An 18960-nucleotide genomic window follows, 5' to 3' on the forward strand; every position below is an offset into this window, starting at 1 on the left:
TAGTTTTTTTACTACAAAACCGTTTGGAGCACTCGGCCACTGGCCGACGGGGAACCTCATGACGCAAACCAACACCGCTGTGTACACCGATCTGAGCACCGACGAACTGGTCAAGGAAGCCCTTGCCCGCAACGAAGGCGAACTTTCCGACACTGGCGCACTGGTTGTGCAGACAGGCCATCGTACTGGCCGCTCGCCGGTCGATCGTTTCATCGTTGAAGAGCCGAGCACTCAGGACGCTATCGCCTGGGGCCCGATCAACCGCAAGTTCCCGGCCGAGAAATTCGACGCTCTGTGGAATCGTGTAGGTGCTTACCTGGCCGAACGCGAGCGCTTCGTTTCCCACGTTCATGTAGGTTCCGATCCTGCGCACTACCTGCCCGTCAAGATGACCACAGAGACGGCCTGGCACAACCTGTTCGGTCGTTGCCTGTTCATCAACCCTGAACAGTACAACCCGGCTGGCAAGGACGAGTGGGAAATCCAGAACGCCCCCTGGTTCGTCTGCGACCCTGAGCGCGACGGCACCAACTCCGACGGTACTGTCATCATCAACTTCGCAGCCCGCAAGGTGCTGATCGCAGGCATGCGTTATGCCGGCGAAATGAAGAAAGCGATGTTCTCCGTGCAGAACTTCCTGCTGCCGGCCTCCGATGTGCTGCCGATGCACTGCGCGGCCAACATGGGCGAAGACGGCGACGTGACCCTGTTCTTCGGTCTGTCCGGCACCGGCAAGACCACCCTGTCGGCTGACGAAAGCCGTTACCTGATCGGTGACGACGAACACGGCTGGGGCGAAGGCGTGGTGTTCAACATCGAAGGCGGTTGCTATGCCAAGTGCATCGACCTGTCCGAGAAGAACGAGCCTGTCATCTGGAAAGCCATCCAGCACGGCGCTGTTCTTGAAAACGTCGTCCTCGACGCCAACAAGAAAGCCGACTACGCCGACAGCAGCCTGACCCAGAACAGCCGTGCGGCCTACCCGCGCGAACTGATCGAAAAGCGTGCGCCGAAAAACCTCGGTGGCGAGCCAAACGCCGTGATCTTCCTGACCTGTGACCTGACTGGCGTACTGCCGCCTGTGTCGATCCTCAGCGAAGAGCAGGCTGCCTACCACTTCCTGTCGGGCTACACCGCACTGGTCGGTTCGACTGAAATGGGTTCGGGTTCGGGCATCAAGTCCACCTTCTCCACCTGCTTCGGCGCACCGTTCTTCCCGCGTCCGGCTGGCGAATACGCAGAGCTGCTGATCAAGCGCATCCGCGGTTTCGGCTCCAAGGTCTATCTGGTCAACACCGGCTGGACCGGCGGCGGCTACGGCGTTGGCAAGCGCTTCAACATCCCGACCACTCGTGGCGTGATTGCAGCGATCCAGAGCGGCGCGCTGATCGGTGCCGAAACCGAGCACCTGGACACCATCAACCTCGACGTACCGAAGTCGGTTCCGGGCGTAGACACCAACCTGCTCAACCCGCGCAACACCTGGGCTGACAAGGCTGCCTACGACGAAGCCGCCAAGGCGCTGGCTGGCCTGTTCGTGGAGAACTTCAAGAAGTTCGACGTGAGCGACGCCATCAAGGCTGCCGGTCCGAAGTTGTAATTAAACATTCTCGACGCCGCGCCTCGGCGCGGCGCTCGGAAATGCTCAAGCAAACGCCTCGACTTGTCGGGGCGTTTGCTTGTCCGGGATACTGCCTGGGTGTTGCACATCATGAAAAGGAGCTGTGTTTTGACCCCGACCGACATCCTGATTCAACGTTTCGAGCCGCATCACCAGCAGGGCGTGGTTGATGTGATTCTGCCCATTCAGCGCGAAGAGTTCGGTATCGCCATCACTGCCGAGGACCAGCCGGATCTCAAGAGCATTCCCGATTTCTATCAGAGTGGCACCGGAGATTTCTGGGTCGCCACGCATGGTGAGCAGGTCATCGGAACCATCGGGCTCAAGGACATTGGTGCAGGGCAGGCGGCGCTGCGAAAGATGTTCGTCGCCGCGCCGTTTCGCGGACGTGAATTCTCGGTGGCCGCCAGGCTGTTGGACAGGCTGATCGAAGACGCCAGGGTCAAGGGCGTCAGCGAAATATTCCTCGGCACCACCGACAAATTCCTCGCCGCACACCGGTTCTATGAAAAGCACGGGTTCAGCGAGGTAGCCAGGGAAAACCTGCCTGAAAGCTTTCCGCTCATGGCGGTGGACAGCCGGTTTTATGTGCTGGGGCTGAAAGGCTGACCCTTCCGGGTGTTGAGCATGTCCATGACTGAACTGTCGCCCGAGGTCAGGTTGTCCACATAGTTGGCCGGGTATTGCGCCTTTTCTATGGGCGGCAGGGCGTTGTAATGCTCGAGGATCATGAACAGGGTCTGGGTGCTTTTGCCGATTTCGTTGTATTCGTCGACGTAGCGTTGGCACATTTCACGATTCCAGGTCTCCTGCTGTTTATAGTTTTCACGATAGGCAGCCTTTCGCTCATTGAGCGTGAAGTCGCCGCTTTCGTCATAGATGATCAGTCTGAGCGCGTCTTGCGACAGCCCGGCGAAAGGATTTTTTGCCAGCCCGTTGGTGAATCGTGTGGCCTGTCTGGCTCTTTCGAGCAGGTCCGGATCCTGGGTATCGGGAACCTCGGCATCGTGAGTTGCCTTGTTGGTGTAGTAACTGCTGTCGGTCAACTTGTCGATGACTGATCTGGCAAGCGTGCCCAGCTTCTTTGAGTCCAGAAGAGCATCACGAGAATTGGCACGTGCAGCACTGTCATTCAGTTGCCTGGCCAGATTGGAAAATGTCGCGCCGTCCGATGGGCGATTCACTGCGCCAGACGCTTGGGGGCTGGTACTTTTGGTTGCCGGAGAAGGGATGTCAGAGACAGTCTTCTGAAGACTGCTGACAATTGCTGTTGGTGGAGAGTGAGTGTCTATCACGATCGCGTCCTCGCGGTACTAGCCGGTCCATGGCGCTATCTGCTTCATCTTTATCGGCACCTTACAGGTGAGCTTTAGCCGACAGACGACATGCGCGTCGATTGTCGACGCGCATGTCTTCTTTTACTTCATCGTGAACTCGGCAGCCCAAGCGCAGGTAGAGAGATTAGTGGCGCGTGAAGTAGCGGTACAGATTGCACCTCGACAGTTCGTTGCGGTTTATCGGGCGGTGTTCAGCGCGCACCGTCCCCAGATTCTTGAACGTCACTGTAACCGGTGGTCCGGCCTGTGCTGCAACGGTTACGCCCAGAGTAGCCAGAGCAAGAAAGCTTAGTGCGATGTAATTGTTTTTCATGGTGATGTCCTTAAGTTAAACGATTAACGTCATGTTATGTGCAGTGTGTTCAATGGCAGACAATCGGCGGCAACAGGTGCCCGAGGCCGATTGGGATCGTCCGATTAATAATGGATGTTGAGCGTCGGGATTCAGGCGAGGTATAGCGTCGCTGCTGTCCACTGCCAGAACTTTTAATCAGCTCTCGAGAAAGAAAGCAACAGGTTGTAATGGGTATCTAAAATAAACAGCGAAGTAACATGGTTATTCTTGTGTGGCGTATTTTTTGACTGTTAACTGTGCTGGCGAAAGTTGCTTTTTTGGGCTTCGTTCAACGCTTAAACGTTATAGCTGCGCCCTTCATTGTTGAAGGGCGCGACTTGGGAATCACGTCACCGCATAGAACTTGCGGACATACCCTGTGCTGGTCCACTTGCACGGCGCACCTTGTGCGACGAAGACGGTATCGCCGGTTTTTACCACGACCGCTTCACCGCCCTCGATGCCCAGTGTCACGCTGCCTTCGATGAGGTTCATCAGTTCGTGGATTCTGTGCGGACGCGAGATACGCTCGTAAGGCGTGGAATCCCAGACACCGATGCGCAGGGTGCTGGCGGTGTCTTCGAAGATGTTGTTGCTGCGGCACTGCGGCAGCGCGCTGATCATGATTGCCGGATCCGGTGGGGATGACGGTGTGAGCATCGCGAGACGATCCAGGTGCGTGACGCCAGGCTTGTCCGGTCCGGCGGCCTGTGTGGCCGCGCAGAATGCCCAGACGCTGTCGGGTTGTGCTTCGATCCGTACCTGCGTGCCCCGGCCGATGACGGCGCTCTCGCCGGTGCTGATCGTAATGGTGTCGGCGCCTGACTTGAGTGTGACGGCACCGCGATGCACGACCAGCATTTCGGTATAGGGATAAGCGTCGACCGACACTGAGGTGCTGGAATGAACGACACCGGCGGCGATGCCTGCCTCATCCATGAAGGCTGTACGGCGTTCGTTGGCGAAGGGGTCGCTGGCGTCGAGAGGCCCCGGTGTGAATTCGGTATCGACATGGCTGTGATCGGCGCGGGCCAGCAGAAGTACGGTGGGTTGAGGCATGGTTCTGGTCTCGAGAATGGTGTGTGGACTGTTCGCGGATGTGGGAGAGGCGCTTGCCCGTGATGAGGTCGACGCGGTACTTCAGGAACATCGCGTCATCGTTTCATCGCTGGCAAGCCGCCTCCCACAGTCCGGCGTTTGCTGTGCGGCAGCGCTACGTCGTCGCGCAACGCTGCGCTCAGCCAATCGCCTGGGTAATCAACGCAAACTGGCGCACGCCCTGGCTGGGCTGTGGCACCGCGCCCATGCTCATGCAGGTCACGGCATCGACGCGTTTGAGGCCGACTTCTTCCAGCCAGTCCACCAGCCCGCCATTGGAGGGGATGTCGATGCGTACGAAGGCGTAAGGCACCTTGGCCAGCAACTGTTCGATCATATGTCTGGCTTGATCCACGTCCTCGGCAACCACCGGTCCGATGCACAGGCCGCGACCGAACGGACGCATCAGGGCGAAGGCCTTCAATTGGCTGTCGCGCTCGATACCTACTGCATGTTCGAGGTTATCGAGCACATCGCTCAACACCTTCGAGCGATCCATGCCAGTGCCCGCATTGGCGAGTTCAAGAACACGAGCATGGTCGGTCCCGGTCAGGACGCGGCAGTGTTCTCCAGCCTTCAGAGCGGTCGGCGCGGGCAGTTGGGCCTGACCTTGACGCTGTTGAACTTCACCAAAGCTGACGAAGCCCATCTTTGCGTAGAGCGGCGCGCCTTCAAGGGTGGCGTTGAGCACTGCTGTACGGGGAGCGACGCTGCCGACGGCCATTTCCATCAGCTTGCGACCGATGCCCTTGCCTTGATAATCGTCGCTGACAATCACCAGACCGATGGTGGAAAACTCACCCTGATGGCAGGCGAAGGCGCTACCGATCAGTCGGCCGTTGTGCAGCGCGACGAAGCCCTCGGCAACGCGTTGCAGCATGGCCCAGTCTTCAAGACGGTGCGGCCATTTCAGGGCGATGGACAACTCGTGAGCGTTGGCCACATCGGCGGCAGTCATCGGGCGGTATTCAAGGTCGAGGCGTTGCTGGGCGAGCATGGTGTGTCTCCCATCCAGAAGGATGCACTGGCGATAAAAGGATACGGCAGGATTGCTGTATCCCACCTGCGCGACGGGGTGACAAGAGGGGTTTGAACATTCGGTAGATTTCACGATTGGCAGATCGCCTGACCACAGTTACTGCTTAAAACGGCCGAGACTCCGGCAGCAAATGCTTGAGGTTTTCCAGCGCATTCCTGCCTTATATAGCTGCGCGAATCGGCTCGTTCCGTGCGCAGTACATTGTGCTGCGCCACAAGGGATGCAAAGGCGCAGTATCTGCGGTGCAAAGCCGCGTGTTTGAGCCGGAGCGCCCTGAAAAGGGTCAAAAAAGCACCAAAAACCGGGGTTTGCCCAAGGCTGGAGCGCCCCGCAAAGTCTGCTGAGCGCGCACCTCAAAACGGTGCTTTCTATCAAGCAGCCAGCACTTTTAACGCCATCTGCTGATTTCACGGTGTTGTAATGAGGGTGTGCTGCAACGTGCAACGCGGTCCCTTGCATCAGGGCCGGAACTGCTCGTCACGCCATGACCCCAACGAACTTTCAGGACCGCACACAATGAGCTTTCTTCGACCAAAATTCATTACGTTCGACTGCTACGGCACGTTGACCAACTTTCACATGGGCACCATGACGCGCGAACTTTTCGCTGACCGTGTTCCGGCCGAGCAGATGGATCAGTTCGTGAAGGATTTCTCGGCGTATCGCCTGGATCAGGTCATGGGTGACTGGATGCCTTACGACGAGATCCTGAAAGTGTCCCTGTCGCGTGTCTGCAAGCGCTGGAACGTCGAATACCGCGGCGAAGGCCAGCTCTATTACGACGCCGTTCCGACCTGGGGTCCGCACGCCGATGTGCCGGCCGGTCTGTCGAAGATTGCCGACAAGATTCCGCTGGTGATCTTTTCCAACGCCAGCGACAGCCAGATCATGTCTAACGTCGAAAAGCTCGGCGCACCATTCTACAAGGTCTTCACGGCTGATCAGGCCAAGGTCTACAAGCCTCGCCTGGCAGCGTTCGAATTCATGCTCGATAACCTTGGCTGCGGTCCGGAAGACGTGTTGCACGTGTCCTCCAGCTTCCGCTACGACCTGTTCTCGGCCAACGATATGAAGATCAAGAACAAGGCCTTTGTGGCTCGCGGTCACGAACAGCCTGCCCACAGCTCGTTCGAATATCACCAGATTCCGGACATCGGCGGTCTGGCGGGTCTGGTCGGTCTGTAAGCAGAACGATCCGCGACACGGCATTTTTCAAGGTGCTCTTCCATGAGTGACAAGGGGAACAAGATGCGCAGTGAGTCCTACTGGCTCGATACGGCTCCAGACTTTACCGGCGCGCAGGCTGGCGCGGTGGAGGGGCAGGCTGACGTGGTGGTGGTCGGTGGCGGTTTCACCGGGCTCTCGGCAGCGCGTGCATTGGCCTTGAAAGGTGCCAGCGTCGTGGTGGTGGATGCGGGCCGGGTGATCGGCGAAGCATCCGGCCGCAACGGCGGGCAGTGCAACACGGGTGTGGCGCAGGATTACGCGTCGTTGAGCGCGACACTGGGTGCAGCTCAGGCCCGCGAATTCTACAAGGCGTACGAAAGCGCAGTACAAAGTGTCGTCAGCGTGATCGAGCAGGAAAACATTGCCTGTGACATCAAGCGCAACGGCAAATTGAAGCTGGCCGCCAAGTCGGGCCATTACGAAGGGTTGGCACGCACCTGCGAGCTGATCCGCCGTGAGGTCGATGCCGATGTCGAGCTGCTGTCGGCGCAGGACATCCGCTCCGAAATCGGCTCGGACGAGTTTCACGGTGGACTCCTGCAGCGTAATGGCGTGCAGATCCATGTGGGTCGTTTTGGCCTGGGTCTGGCCGATGCGGCCGTGCGTCACGGCGCGCGGATTTATCAGGACACAACGGTCAGAGACTGGAAAGCCAACCGCAACGGCTTTGTGGTCAACACCTCGAAAGGATCGATTCAGGCGAAGCAGGTGTTTCTGGCAACAGGTGCCTGTCAGCACGGCGGACTGGGCTGGTATCGCCGCCGCATCGTGCCGGTCGGCAGTTTTGTGATCGCCACCGAGGTGCTGCCGCAAGCCTTGATCGATCAGTTGTTTCCCAACCAGCGTGCGTACGTGACCAGTCGCTTGATCGGCAACTATTTCCGCCTCACCCCGGATAACCGTTTGCTGTTCGGCGGACGTGCCCGCTTCGCCATGTCCAACAGCAGCTCCGATGCCAAGAGCGGCAAGGTGCTGCAGGCGGCCATGATTCAGATGTTTCCGCAGTTGGCGCATGTGAAGGTCGATTACTGCTGGGGCGGTCTGGTGGACATGACGTCCGATCGTTTGCCGCGTGCGGGCGAGCACGACGGCGTCTTTTACTCGATGGGCTACAGCGGGCATGGCGTGCAGATGTCGGTGCACATGGGCCGGGTCATGGCCGACGTCATGGAAGGCAAGGCGCAGGCCAATCCCTGGAAAGACCTGAACTGGCCAGCCATTCCCGGGCACTTTGGCAAACCGTGGTTTCTGCCTCTGGTCGGCGCTTACTACCGCTATCAGGACAGTCGTCACTGAGTGTTTTGTTTCACCGTCGTCGTGTGTGTTTGAAGGACGCTCCGGTCAACCGTGAGCAACTCGGAATTTCCCTTTTTCGACAGGTAGAACTGATATGGCTGACAAGAAAAACGATTCCCCGCTGATCACAGGCGAAGACAGCCTGCGCGTTTTCGAGGGTCTCAATCGCGGCCTTTCGCGTCGTGATGCGTTGCGTATGCTGGGCGTTGCCGGGGTTGTTGCGGCAGGCTCCACCAGCCTGTTCGGCGCCGCCGGAAAGGTCTTCGCCGATGACGACACCGCGCCTGTCAAAGGCAAGCCGGGCGGTCGCATTCGTGTGGCGGGCATGTCCAGCTCTACAGCCGACACGCTTGATCCTGCAAAGGGCGCACTGTCCACCGACTACGTGCGTCACTACATGTTCTATAACGGCCTGACTCGTTTCGACAGCCACCTGGTTCCGCACATGGAGCTGGCCGAGAAGATCGACAACAAGGACGCGACGGTCTGGACCATCACCCTGCGCAAGGACGTGACTTTCCACGACGGCAAGACGCTGACCGCAGGCGACGTGGTGTTCTCGCTGTCGCGCCATAAAGATCCGGCCACCGGCTCGAAAGTGATGCCGCTGATGGCGCAGTTCTCCGAGATCAAGGCCACCGGCCCATTGGAAGTACAGATCACCCTCAGCTCGCCGAACGCCGAGTTGCCATCGATTCTCGCCGTTTCCCACCTGCTGATCGTGCCCGAAGGCACCACCGATTTCAGCAAGGGCATCGGCACCGGTCCGTTCAAGGTCAAGGAGTTCAACCCTGGCGTTCGTTCGGTCAGCGTGCGTAACCCCAACTACTGGAAACCGGGCCTGCCGTACCTGGACGAGATCGAATTCATCGCCATTGCCGACGAGCCATCGCGGGTCAATGCGCTGCTGTCCGGCGACGTACACATGATCAACGAGGTCAATCCGCGTTCTACCAGCCGTATCGCCGCCAGCGCCAAACACCGCGTGGTCGATGCGCCGTCCGGCAACTACACCGACCTGATCATTCGTCAGGACCAGATGCCGGGCAAGAGCCCTGAGTTCACCGAGGCCATGAAGTACCTGCTGGACCGTGAACAGGTCAAATCAGCAGTGTTCCGTGGCTATGCCCGGGTCGGTAATGACCATCCGATTGCGCCCGGTTCGCGCTACTTCAACGCTGACCTGCCGCAACGCGCCTATGATCCCGAGAAGGCGAAGTTCCTGCTCAAGAAAGCCGGCATGGAAAAGATCACCATGGCCGTGGCCGCCTCACCTGCGGCCACAGGATCGGTCGATATCGCCGTGCTGCTGCAGCAATCGGCGAAACAGGCCGGGCTGACACTCAACGTCAACCGGCTGCCGAGTGACGGTTATTGGTCCAACCACTGGATGAAGCACCCGCTAAGCTTCGGCAACATCAACCCGCGCCCCAACGCCGACGTGATCTTCTCGCAGTTCTTCCAGTCCTCGGCACCCTGGAACGAATCGGGCTGGAAGAACGATCAGTTCGACCAGTTGCTGATGCTGGCCCGTGGTGAAACCGACGACGACAAGCGCGCCAAAATGTATGGCGACATGCAGACCCTGGTCAGCCAGAACTGCGGCATCGGGATTCCGGTGTTCATCAGCAACATCGACGGCGTGGACAAACGTATCCAGGGCTATTCCAGCAATCCGCTGGGCGGTTTCATGGGCTACATGTTCAGTGAGCAGGTCTGGCTGGACGCGTGAAAGCGGCTGTGAATCGAGCGGGAGGATGCAGATGAATAGCAACACACTCGGGTTGATCCTGCAGCGCTTCGGCGCTGCGATCGTCACGCTGTTGATCGTGTCCATGGTGGTCTTCGCCATTACGGCGGTGCTGCCGGGAGATGCGGCGCAACAAGCTCTGGGGCAGTTCGCGACACCTGAACAGGTCGCGGCATTGCGTACAAAACTGGGGCTCGATCAGCCGGGTGTGGTGCGGTATCTGCAGTGGTTGATGAATCTTCTGGGCGGCAATTTCGGTGAGTCGGTGTCCAACGCGATGCCGGTGTCCGATCTGATTGCCGGACGTTTCCCCAACACCCTGATGCTGGCCGCGACCACTGCGCTGGTGTCGGTGCCGGTCGCCCTGATGCTGGGCATCGGTGCGGCAATGGGCCGGGGCGGACGTATCGACAGCGCCCTGAACGTTGTCACCCTGTCGCTGGTGGCGGTGCCTGAATTCCTGGTCGCCACGCTGGCGGTGCTGATCTTCGCCGTAAAACTGGGCTGGCTGTCGGCGCTGTCCTACGGCGGTGACGCCAGTACGCCGCTGCAATTCATCCGCACCTATGCGTTGCCGGTCATGACGCTGTGCTGCGTGATCGTCGCGCAGATGGCGCGCATGACTCGCGCCGCCGTCATCGATCAGCTCGACAGCCCCTACGTGGAAATGGCTCGGCTCAAGGGCGTGAGCCCTGTGCGTATCGTGCTTCGACATGCCTTGCCCAACGCCATCGGGCCTATCGTCAACGCCGTTGCTTTGAGTCTTTCCTATCTGCTGGGCGGCGTGGTCATCGTCGAGACAATCTTCAACTACCCGGGCATTGCCAGCCTGATGGTCGATGCGGTGACCAACCGCGACATGGCGCTGGTCCAGGGCTGCACCATGCTGTTCTGCGCGGCTTACCTTGGGTTGGTGCTGCTGGCCGACCTGTGTGCAATTCTTTCCAACCCGAGGCTGAGAAACCAATGAATCCGATCATTGAGACATCTACGCCCGCCGTTCAAGCGCGTGCGCCTCGCAAGATCGCCTGGCTGGGTCTGGTGGGCGCTTCGGTCTGCTTCTTCTGGCTCATGATCGCGCTGTTCGGGCCATGGCTCGCGCCACATCCTGTGGGCGAGGTTGTGTCCGATAACGTCTTCGAAAACATAAGCGCGGCCTTTCCGTTCGGCACCGATTATCTGGGCCGCGACATGCTCAGCCGCGTGCTGATCGGCGCACGCTTCACGGTCGGTCTGGCGTTGATCTCCGCCGTGCTCGCCAGCGGCATCGGCACTATGTGTGCACTGCTGTCGGTGGTTGCACCCAAATGGCTGGACGAAATCATCAGCCGTCTGATGGATGCGTTCATCTCGATTCCGAGCAAGATGCTTGCGTTGATCATGGTCTCTGCGTTCGGCTCCTCCGAAGTGCTGCTGGTCTGTACGGCCGTGCTGAGCTACACGCCGGGCGCGTTCCGCATCGCCCGCAGCATGGCGGTGAACATCGAAGCGCTGGAGTACGTCCAGGTCGCGCGCACCCGCGGCGAAGGTCGCCTCTACATTGCCTGTCGTGAAATTCTGCCGAACATGCTCAACCCGGTGCTGACGGATCTGGGCCTGCGCTTCGGCTTCATTGTGCTGTTGCTCAGCGGCATGAGCTTTCTCGGTCTGGGCGTTCAACCGCCGGATGCCGACCTCGGTTCGCTGGTGCGCGAAAACATCGGCGGCCTCAATCAGGGCGCGCCAGCCATCGTGATTCCTGCGTTGGCGATCGGCTCGCTGACCATCGGCGTGAATCTGTTTATCGACCGCTTGTCATCGCGGCGTAGCCGACGCTCGGGAGGGCACTGAGATGAGTCAATTGATTCGGGTGCAAGACCTGCGCGTGGTGGCGGACACCGACAAGGGTGAGCTGGAAATCGTCAAGGGTGTCAGCTTCGCGCTGGAGAAAGGCGAAGTGCTGGCGCTGATCGGCGAGTCCGGTTCAGGCAAGACCACCATCGCCCTGGCGCTGCTGGGCTATGCCCGGCGCGGTTGCAAGCTGGCCGGTGGCGTCGTTCAGGTCGGTGAGCACGACATGCTCAGCCTGCCGGAAAGCCAGTTGCAAGGCTTGCGCGGCAATCGGGTTTCCTACGTCGCACAAAGCGCGGCGGCGGCCTTCAATCCGGCGAAAAAGCTGATCGATCAAGTGATCGAAGGCGCATTGATTCATGGTCTGGGCAGCCGCTCGGACCTGCAGCGAAAAGCCGTCGACCTGTTTCGCGACCTGGCATTGCCCAACCCCGAAACCATCGGCCAGCGGTATCCGCATCAGGTCTCGGGCGGTCAGTTGCAGCGGGTCATGGCAGCGATGGCGCTGATCAGTGACCCGCTGCTGGTGATCCTCGACGAGCCGACCACTGCGCTGGATGTGACCACCCAGATCGACGTGCTGCGTGCCTTCAAGCGCGTGGTGCGGGATCGCGGCGCAACGGCCGTCTATGTCTCCCATGACCTTGCGGTAGTGGCGCAGATGGCCGACCAGATCGTCGTGCTCAATGGCGGCAGAATCATCGAACAGGGCAGCACGGCGGCGTTGCTCAAGGGGCCGGAAGACGAATACACGCGCAGCCTGCTCGCCGCCGCCCGTCCCGACGCGAAACTGTCGCCGGCCAGTGACATGGTCAAAGACAGCACGCTGCTGACCATCAAGGGCCTGACCGCAGGCTACGGCAAGAAAAACCTGCAAGGCATGCCGATGATCCGTGTGCTGGAAGACATCGATTTGACCATTCGTCGTGGTCAGGCCATCGGTGTGATCGGCGAGTCGGGCTCGGGCAAGTCGACCCTGGCCCGTGTGGTCGCCGGTCTGCTGGATCCTGCACAAGGCAGCCTGACGTTCGATGGAGCGCCGTTGTCCGGCGACCTGGCCGGACGGACGAAAGAACAGTTTCGTCGTATTCAGATGGTGTTCCAGAACGCCGACACTGCGCTCAACCCGATGCACAACGTCAGCGCGATTCTGGCGCGCCCGCTGAAGATGTATTTCAACCTCAAGGGCAAGGCGCTACGTGATCGCATCCACGAGTTGATGGACCTGGTGCGTCTGCCACGCGAACTGGCCGACCGGCGTCCCAACGAACTGTCCGGCGGCCAGAAGCAGCGCGTCAACCTGGCCCGTGCGCTTGCAGCCAAGCCGGACCTGATCCTGTGCGACGAAGTCACTTCGGCGCTGGATACCGTGGTCGGTGCCTGCATTCTCGAACTGCTTGGCGACCTGCGGCGCAAGCTGGGCGTTTCCTACCTGTTCATCAGCCATGACATTTCCACCGTGCGCGCACTGTGCGATGACATCGTGGTGATGTACAGCGGTCACAAGGTCGAAGAGGGCAGCCGTGACGCCTTCAGTCAGACGCCTTTTCATCCCTACACCGACCTGCTGGTGCATTCGGTGCCGGAGCTGCGTCAAGGCTGGCTGGAAGGCTGCGGCGTGACCAGTGGCAAGCTGCCACCCATCAGCGCGCCGTCGAACACCCCCGAGCTGTGCACCTTCCTCAATCGCTGCCCTGTGCGCATCGAGGGCTTGTGCAACAAGACCGCGCCGGGTCGTCGCTTCATTGCAGGCGGCAGCGAAATCCTTTGCCACCGCGACAGCGGCGAGTTGCAGGAACGTCAGAACGATCTGGACCCCGTCACCGTAGGAGCCTACGCATGAGTGGCCGTTTTGTAAGATTGGGCGAGCGTGATCGGCCGGTCGTCAACCTGATCGTCGACGGCGCACCTGTCGAAGCCTTGCAGGGCGACACCCTCATGGTCGCGCTGCTGACCGGAGGCACTGCCTTGCGCCAGTCCGAGTTCGACTCGGGGCGTCGGGCGGGCTTCTGTCTGATGGGCGCCTGTCAGGATTGCTGGGTCTGGACCCGCAGTGGCGAACGCCTGCGCGCCTGCTCCAACGAGGTCCGCGACGGACTCGATATCGTCACCACCCAACCGGAGGCGAAATGGCCACTTCTCCACGGCTGAAAATCAGTCACGCCGCCAGCCCGCGTGTGGCCATCGTCGGCGCCGGTCCTGCGGGCACTCGCTGCGCCGAAACCCTTTTGGCGGCTGGCATCAAACCGATTCTGATCGATGAGAACCGCCGCGACGGCGGGCAGATCTACCGTCGCCAGCCCGAAGGCTTCAAACGTGATTATTCGGCGCTGTACGGCACTGAAGCGGCCAAGGCGCGCGACCTGCACGAAAGCTTCGATCGCTTGCGCAGCCAGATCGATTATCGCCCCGACACCCTGGCCTGGAACCTGACGGCAGGCCAGCTCTGCTGCGTCAGCAAGGGTTTGCATTCGGTGGTGGAGTACGACGCGTTGATTCTCTGCGCAGGAGCTACCGACCGCCTGATGCCGATCAAAGGCTGGCAACTCGCAGGAACCTATAGTCTGGGCGGCTCGCAGATCGCGCTCAAGTCGCAGTCGGTTTCCATCGGCAGCCGTGTAGTGTTCATGGGCAGCGGCCCGTTGCTGTATCTGGTCGCCAGCCAATACGTCAAAGCCGGTGCCGACGTGGCGGCGGTGCTCGACACCTCGCCCTTCAGCAAGCGCATCGGCGCGATGCCCAAGCTGCTGTCTCGTCCGGGTCTGTTGTTCAACGGCATGAAGTTGCTTGCTGAGTTGTATCGCGCCAAGGTGCCGGTGCACCTGGGAATCACGCCTGAAGAAATTCTGGGTGACGAAAAGGACGGTGTTACCGGCGTGCGCGTGAGACTCGCCAATGGCAAGGCTCTGACCGTCGATTGCGATGCACTGGCGCTGGGTTATCACTTGCGACCTGAAACTCAACTGGCTGATCTCGCCGGTTGCGGTCTGCGTTTCGACGAAGTGTCGGGGCAATGGGTGCTGGCAGTCGATGACGACGGACGCACCTCGGTCTCAGGCGTCTATGCCGCAGGCGATGGCGCGAAAATTCGCGGTGCCGATGCGGCCGAACAGGCCGGGCGACTGGCCGCGCTGACCGTGCTGGCCGACCTCGGCAAGCCTGTGGATAACCAGCGTGTGGATAACCTTCGCCAGCATCTGGAGGTCATGGATCGCTTTCGTGTCGGGTTGATGGAAGCCTTTCCGTGGCCGTCTGCGCAGGCGAAGGCGTTGCCTGATGAAGCCATTATCTGTCGCTGCGAAATGATCAGCGCGGGCGAACTGCGCGGCGTGGTCCATGAGAAGGGCGCCTGCGAAGTCAACCGCGCCAAGGCCTTCAGCCGGGTCGGCATGGGGCGCTGCCAAGGGCGTTATTGCTCGCAGGCCGGGGCTGAAGTGATCGCTGCCGAATCTGGCGTACCGGTCGAGCAGGTCGGTCGTCAACGCGGTCAGGCTCCGGTCAAACCGTTGTCGATGATGACAGACGAGGTGGTGTCATGAAGCAGCCCAAGGTCGATGTAGTGATTGTCGGTGGCGGCGTGATGGGTGCGGCGTCTTCGTTCTTTCTGCGCCAGCGCGGCAAGTCGGTGACGCTGCTGGAGCGCGACGTGATCGGCCAGTACGCCAGCGGCGTCAATTTCGGCAACGTGCGCCGGCAGGGTCGTCATCTGGATCAACTGGAGTTGGCCAACCGCTCGTTTGCGCTGTGGAAGCGACTGCCACAGCTGATTGGCGAGGACCTCGAATTTCTGCCCAGCGGCCACATGCGGGTCTGCTACCGCGAAGATGAAATCGAAGAGCTCGACGCCTATGCTGCGGCACCTCAGGCGCGAGAGCTGGACCTGAAGGTCTATCGTGGCAAGGAACTGCACGAGCGTTTTCCGTTTCTGGGGCCGGACGTAAAAGGCGGCTCATACGCGCCACATGACGGCCACGCCAACCCGCGTCTCGCCGCACCTGCCTGGGCCCGTGCTGCGATACGTGCTGGCGCTCGAATCGAAGAGCGCACCGAAGTGCTGCACGTCGAAAAAGTCGGCAAGGAATTCCAGATCACGACCACCGATGGTCGAGTTTTCACTGCTGATCAATTATTGATCACCGCCGGTGCCTGGGGCGAGAAGCTCTCGTCGCAGTTCGGCGAGCCGGTGCCGCTGGAAACCTTCGGCCCGCAAATGTCTGTCACCGAGCCAGTGCCTTACGCGCTGCCAACAGTGATTGGCGTGTTCACCAAAATCCCCCACGAGGTGGTGTATTACCGCCAGATCGCGCGCGGCAATATCGTGATCGGTGGCGGCGTGCGCACCAGGCCGGACATGGTCAACCGCCGTGCGTACTTCGACCCGAACAGCCTCATCAATCACATGCAGCAGATGCGCCGTCTGTTGCCCGGCGTCGGTAACCTGAACATCATTCGCGTGTGGAGCGGCATTGAAAGCTACACGCCGGACTCGTTGCCGATCATGGGCCCCAGCGGCAAGGTCGACGGCCTGTACTACGCGTTCGGCTTCTGCGGCCACGGCTTCCAGCTCGGCCCTGGCGTGGGCGATGTGATGGCTGAACTGATCAGCACTGGCAGTACCAGCACGCTGATCAGTCCGTTCGATATCCGCCGTTTCGCCGCCTTCTCAGAACTTGCGAGTAAAGCCTCATGACACCGCGTGCGCTGGACATCTTTAAACGTCTGATTGCCTTCGAAACCGTGTCGTCGGAGCCGAACATGGCGCTGATCGAGTACGTTCGCGACCTGTTGGCGACCAAGGGCATCGAGTCACTGATCGTCAGGGACGAGACCGGCAAGAAGGCCAACCTGTTTGCCAGCACCGGTCCGCGAGAGCAGCCCGGCGTGCTGCTCTCCGGGCACACAGACGTCGTGCCCGCCGCTGGACAGGCGTGGACCGTACCGCCGTTTCAGGCAACGTTGCGTGACGGGCGCATCTACGGGCGCGGCACCTGCGACATGAAAGGCTTCATCGCGCTGGCCATCGACGCCATGCTCGATGCCGCCGACATGACCCTGACCCGCCCGCTGCAACTGGCGTTGTCCCACGATGAAGAAATCGGCTGTGTCGGCGTGCGGCGTTTGCTGGATGTGCTGCATCTGGCGCCTGTACGTCCGTTTCTGTGTGTAGTGGGTGAGCCGACGCTGATGCAGTTCGCGGTCGGTCACAAAGGCAAGAGTTCGTACCGCACTTACTGCCGGGGCCAGGAAGCGCATTCCTCGCTGGCGCCGCGTGCGGTCAACGCCATTCACCTGGCCAGCGACTTCATTGCCGAGCTGCGCAAGAGTCAGAAACAGGTCGAGCAACAGGGCGTGCGTGACGACGGCTACGACATTCCCTATAGCACTGTACACATCGGCCGTATCGATGGCGGCAAGGCGCTGAACATCGTGCCGAACCTCTGCACCCTGGAATTCGAATACCGCAACCTGCCGGGCGATGACCCTGACCAGTTGCTGGAGCAGTTGCGTGAGCGCGCCGAAGTGCTGGTGCGTGAAGCCAGGCAGCTGTCCGGCGTTGCTGCCATCGACATCGAAATCATGAACGAGTATCCAGCGCTGGAGACACATCCCAGCGTTGAAGCCGTGCGCATGCTGCACGCCTTCGCCGAACCCGGCACCCGGCACATCAAAGTCTCGTACGGCACCGAAGGCGGCCTGTTCGCCGGGCGTCTCAACGTGCCGGTGGTGGTCTGCGGGCCTGGCTCCATCGAGCAAGCGCACAAGCCTGACGAGTTCATCGAAGAAAGCCAGATGAACGCCGGCGAGCGTTTTCTGCAAAGTCTGCTGGGCTCGCTGAAGCAGTAGAGGCTGCCGTGCGGGCGCGAAATTCAGCATCGTTTGCCGCCCGCATTCCCTGCTTTCAGCATCCTGGACTGTGATGGCTGCTTAGACTGGCAGTCATCCCGGAACAGGACTCGACCGACCATGCTCAAGAACCATTTGAAAGACCCCAGCCTGCTGGTAGAACGCGCCTATGTCGATGGGCAGTGGATCGTGGCCGACGATGGCGCGACGCTGGACATTACCGACCCGGCTACCGGCGATGTCATCGCACAGGTCCCGGCGCTGCAAGGCGCTGAAACCCGTCGCGCCATCGAAGCCGCCGAGCGCGCATGGCCGGCCTGGCGAGCCCGCCCGGCCGCCGAGCGTGCAGGTCTGCTGGAGCGCTGGCATCAGGCGATGCTGGAGAACGTCGAAGACCTGGCGCTGATCATGACCCTTGAGCAGGGCAAGCCGCTGAACGAGTCCCGCGGTGAAATCCGCTATGGCGCCAGCTTCGTCAAATGGTTCGCCGAAGAAGCGCGCCGCTCTTATGGCGAAACCATTCCCGCGCCGAGCGCGGACCGCCGGTTGATGACGCTCAAACAGCCGGTCGGCGTTTGCGCCGCCATCACGCCGTGGAATTTCCCCAACGCAATGATCACCCGCAAGTGCGCGCCAGCCCTGGCGGCGGGCTGCCCGATCATCGTCAAACCCTCGGACCTCACGCCACTGTCGGCGCTGGCACTGGCGGTGCTGGCCGAGCGCGTGGGCATTCCGGCAGGCGTATTCAACGTCATCACCGGCATGCCAACCGGCATCGGTGAAGAACTGACCGGCAACCCGGTGGTGCGCAAGATTTCGTTCACCGGCTCGACTGCGGTCGGTCGCCTGTTGATGCGCCAGAGCGCCGAACACATCAAGCGCCTGAGCCTTGAGCTGGGCGGCAATGCCCCGTTCATCGTGTTCGACGACGCCGATCTGGAGCAGGCGGTTACCGGCATCATGCTCAGCAAGTTTCGCAACGCCGGACAGACCTGCGTGTGCGCCAACCGCATTCTGGTGCAGGACGGCATCTACGACCGTTTCGCCGCACGTCTGGTGGAAGAAGTCGCCAGGCTCAAGGTCGGCAACGGTATGGAAGACGGCGTGACCATTGGCCCGCTGATCAACCCGGCGGCCGTCAGCAAAGTGGCCCGCCACATCGACGACGCCCTGAGCCAGGGGGCAACACTGCTGTACGGCGGTATACCGGACGGCGACAGCCAGTTCGTCCAGCCGACCGTGCTGGGCGATACCCACGCAGGCATGCTGCTGGCCAACGAAGAGACCTTCGGCCCGGTCGCACCGCTGATGCGGTTTACCGACGAAGCCCAGGCATTGGCACTGGCCAACGCCACGCCTTACGGCCTGGGCGCGTATTACTTCACCCAGGACCTGCGTCGCTCATGGCGCTTCGGCGAGGCGCTGGAATTCGGCATGGTCGGCCTCAACACCGGCATCATTTCGATGGAAGTCGCGCCGTTCGGCGGCGTCAAACAGTCGGGTCTCGGCCGTGAAGGCTCCAGTTATGGTCTGGATGAGTACCTGGAAGTGAAGGCGTTTCACGTCGGCGGGCTGTAAGGCGCA

At 60.7% G+C, this 18960-nt stretch carries 16 protein-coding genes and 1 pseudogene; 13 read left to right on the forward strand and 4 right to left on the reverse strand.

What is annotated here, in order from left to right:
• Positions 1 to 58 precede the first annotated feature (58 nt).
• Positions 59 to 1600, forward strand: a complete 1542-nt coding sequence (locus JTJ32_RS10495) for a phosphoenolpyruvate carboxykinase (RefSeq protein WP_099228829.1) — start codon at positions 59 to 61, stop codon at positions 1598 to 1600.
• A gap of 129 nt (positions 1601 to 1729) precedes the next feature.
• Positions 1730 to 2230 carry a GNAT family N-acetyltransferase gene (locus tag JTJ32_RS10500; protein WP_210041961.1) on the forward strand — a complete coding sequence of 167 codons (501 nt, stop codon included), beginning with the start codon at positions 1730 to 1732 and terminating at the stop codon, positions 2228 to 2230.
• Here JTJ32_RS10500 and JTJ32_RS10505 read toward each other — a convergent pair.
• The 4 genes and pseudogenes from JTJ32_RS10505 to JTJ32_RS10520 all read right to left on the reverse strand — a co-directional run bounded on the left by JTJ32_RS10505 (position 2206) and on the right by JTJ32_RS10520 (position 5387).
• A complete protein-coding gene (locus tag JTJ32_RS10505) occupies positions 2206 to 2916 on the reverse strand; it encodes a hypothetical protein (RefSeq protein WP_408004593.1) in 711 nt (236 codons plus the stop codon). The genes JTJ32_RS10500 and JTJ32_RS10505 overlap by 25 nt on opposite strands.
• A gap of 123 nt (positions 2917 to 3039) precedes the next feature.
• A pseudogene (locus tag JTJ32_RS10510) lies at positions 3040 to 3271 on the reverse strand (hypothetical protein).
• 366 nt (positions 3272 to 3637) lie between these two features.
• The gene (locus JTJ32_RS10515) at positions 3638 to 4351 is read right to left on the reverse strand and encodes a cupin domain-containing protein (protein WP_210041964.1); all 714 of its coding nucleotides are present in this window, start codon (positions 4349 to 4351) and stop codon (positions 3638 to 3640) included.
• Between the two features lie 178 nt (positions 4352 to 4529).
• Positions 4530 to 5387, reverse strand: coding sequence for a GNAT family N-acetyltransferase (locus tag JTJ32_RS10520; RefSeq protein WP_210041966.1), 858 nt, complete (start codon positions 5385 to 5387; stop codon positions 4530 to 4532).
• A gap of 558 nt (positions 5388 to 5945) precedes the next feature.
• On the opposite strand from JTJ32_RS10520, the gene JTJ32_RS10525 reads away from it, so the two are divergent.
• The 11 genes from JTJ32_RS10525 (at position 5946) to JTJ32_RS10575 (ending at position 18954) form a co-directional block, all read left to right on the forward strand.
• Complete coding sequence (locus JTJ32_RS10525; RefSeq protein WP_099228826.1) at positions 5946 to 6614, forward strand: haloacid dehalogenase type II; 669 nt, start codon at positions 5946 to 5948, stop codon at positions 6612 to 6614.
• Positions 6615 to 6677: 63 nt separating this feature from the next.
• The gene (locus JTJ32_RS10530) at positions 6678 to 7952 is read left to right on the forward strand and encodes an NAD(P)/FAD-dependent oxidoreductase (RefSeq protein WP_210042206.1); all 1275 of its coding nucleotides are present in this window, start codon (positions 6678 to 6680) and stop codon (positions 7950 to 7952) included.
• A 94-nt stretch (positions 7953 to 8046) separates the two neighbouring features.
• Positions 8047 to 9684, forward strand: coding sequence for an ABC transporter substrate-binding protein (locus tag JTJ32_RS10535; protein WP_099228825.1), 1638 nt, complete (start codon positions 8047 to 8049; stop codon positions 9682 to 9684).
• Positions 9685 to 9715: 31 nt separating this feature from the next.
• Positions 9716 to 10672 carry an ABC transporter permease gene (locus JTJ32_RS10540; protein WP_184322351.1) on the forward strand — a complete coding sequence of 319 codons (957 nt, stop codon included), beginning with the start codon at positions 9716 to 9718 and terminating at the stop codon, positions 10670 to 10672.
• Positions 10669 to 11532, forward strand: a complete 864-nt coding sequence (locus tag JTJ32_RS10545) for an ABC transporter permease (protein WP_099228823.1) — start codon at positions 10669 to 10671, stop codon at positions 11530 to 11532. Before JTJ32_RS10540 ends, JTJ32_RS10545 begins: the two co-directional genes overlap by 4 nt.
• A gap of 1 nt (position 11533) precedes the next feature.
• Positions 11534 to 13375, forward strand: coding sequence for an ABC transporter ATP-binding protein (locus JTJ32_RS10550; RefSeq protein ID WP_184322350.1), 1842 nt, complete (start codon positions 11534 to 11536; stop codon positions 13373 to 13375).
• On the forward strand, positions 13372 to 13683 hold the full coding sequence (locus JTJ32_RS10555) for a (2Fe-2S)-binding protein (protein ID WP_025996681.1): 312 nt from the start codon (positions 13372 to 13374) through the stop codon (positions 13681 to 13683). The genes JTJ32_RS10550 and JTJ32_RS10555 overlap by 4 nt, the downstream gene beginning before the upstream one ends.
• Positions 13662 to 15071, forward strand: coding sequence for an FAD/NAD(P)-dependent oxidoreductase (locus tag JTJ32_RS10560; protein WP_210041968.1), 1410 nt, complete (start codon positions 13662 to 13664; stop codon positions 15069 to 15071). The genes JTJ32_RS10555 and JTJ32_RS10560 overlap by 22 nt, the downstream gene beginning before the upstream one ends.
• Positions 15068 to 16222, forward strand: coding sequence for an NAD(P)/FAD-dependent oxidoreductase (locus JTJ32_RS10565; RefSeq protein WP_099228820.1), 1155 nt, complete (start codon positions 15068 to 15070; stop codon positions 16220 to 16222). Before JTJ32_RS10560 ends, JTJ32_RS10565 begins: the two co-directional genes overlap by 4 nt.
• A complete protein-coding gene (gene argE / locus JTJ32_RS10570) occupies positions 16219 to 17376 on the forward strand; it encodes an acetylornithine deacetylase (protein WP_210041969.1) in 1158 nt (385 codons plus the stop codon). Before JTJ32_RS10565 ends, argE begins: the two co-directional genes overlap by 4 nt.
• A 120-nt stretch (positions 17377 to 17496) precedes the next feature.
• Positions 17497 to 18954, forward strand: coding sequence for an NAD-dependent succinate-semialdehyde dehydrogenase (locus JTJ32_RS10575; protein WP_210041970.1), 1458 nt, complete (start codon positions 17497 to 17499; stop codon positions 18952 to 18954).
• Positions 18955 to 18960: the final 6 nt, after the last annotated feature.

It is taken from the genome of Pseudomonas alliivorans (assembly GCF_017826695.1).
GTDB classification, from domain to species: domain Bacteria; phylum Pseudomonadota; class Gammaproteobacteria; order Pseudomonadales; family Pseudomonadaceae; genus Aquipseudomonas; species Aquipseudomonas alliivorans.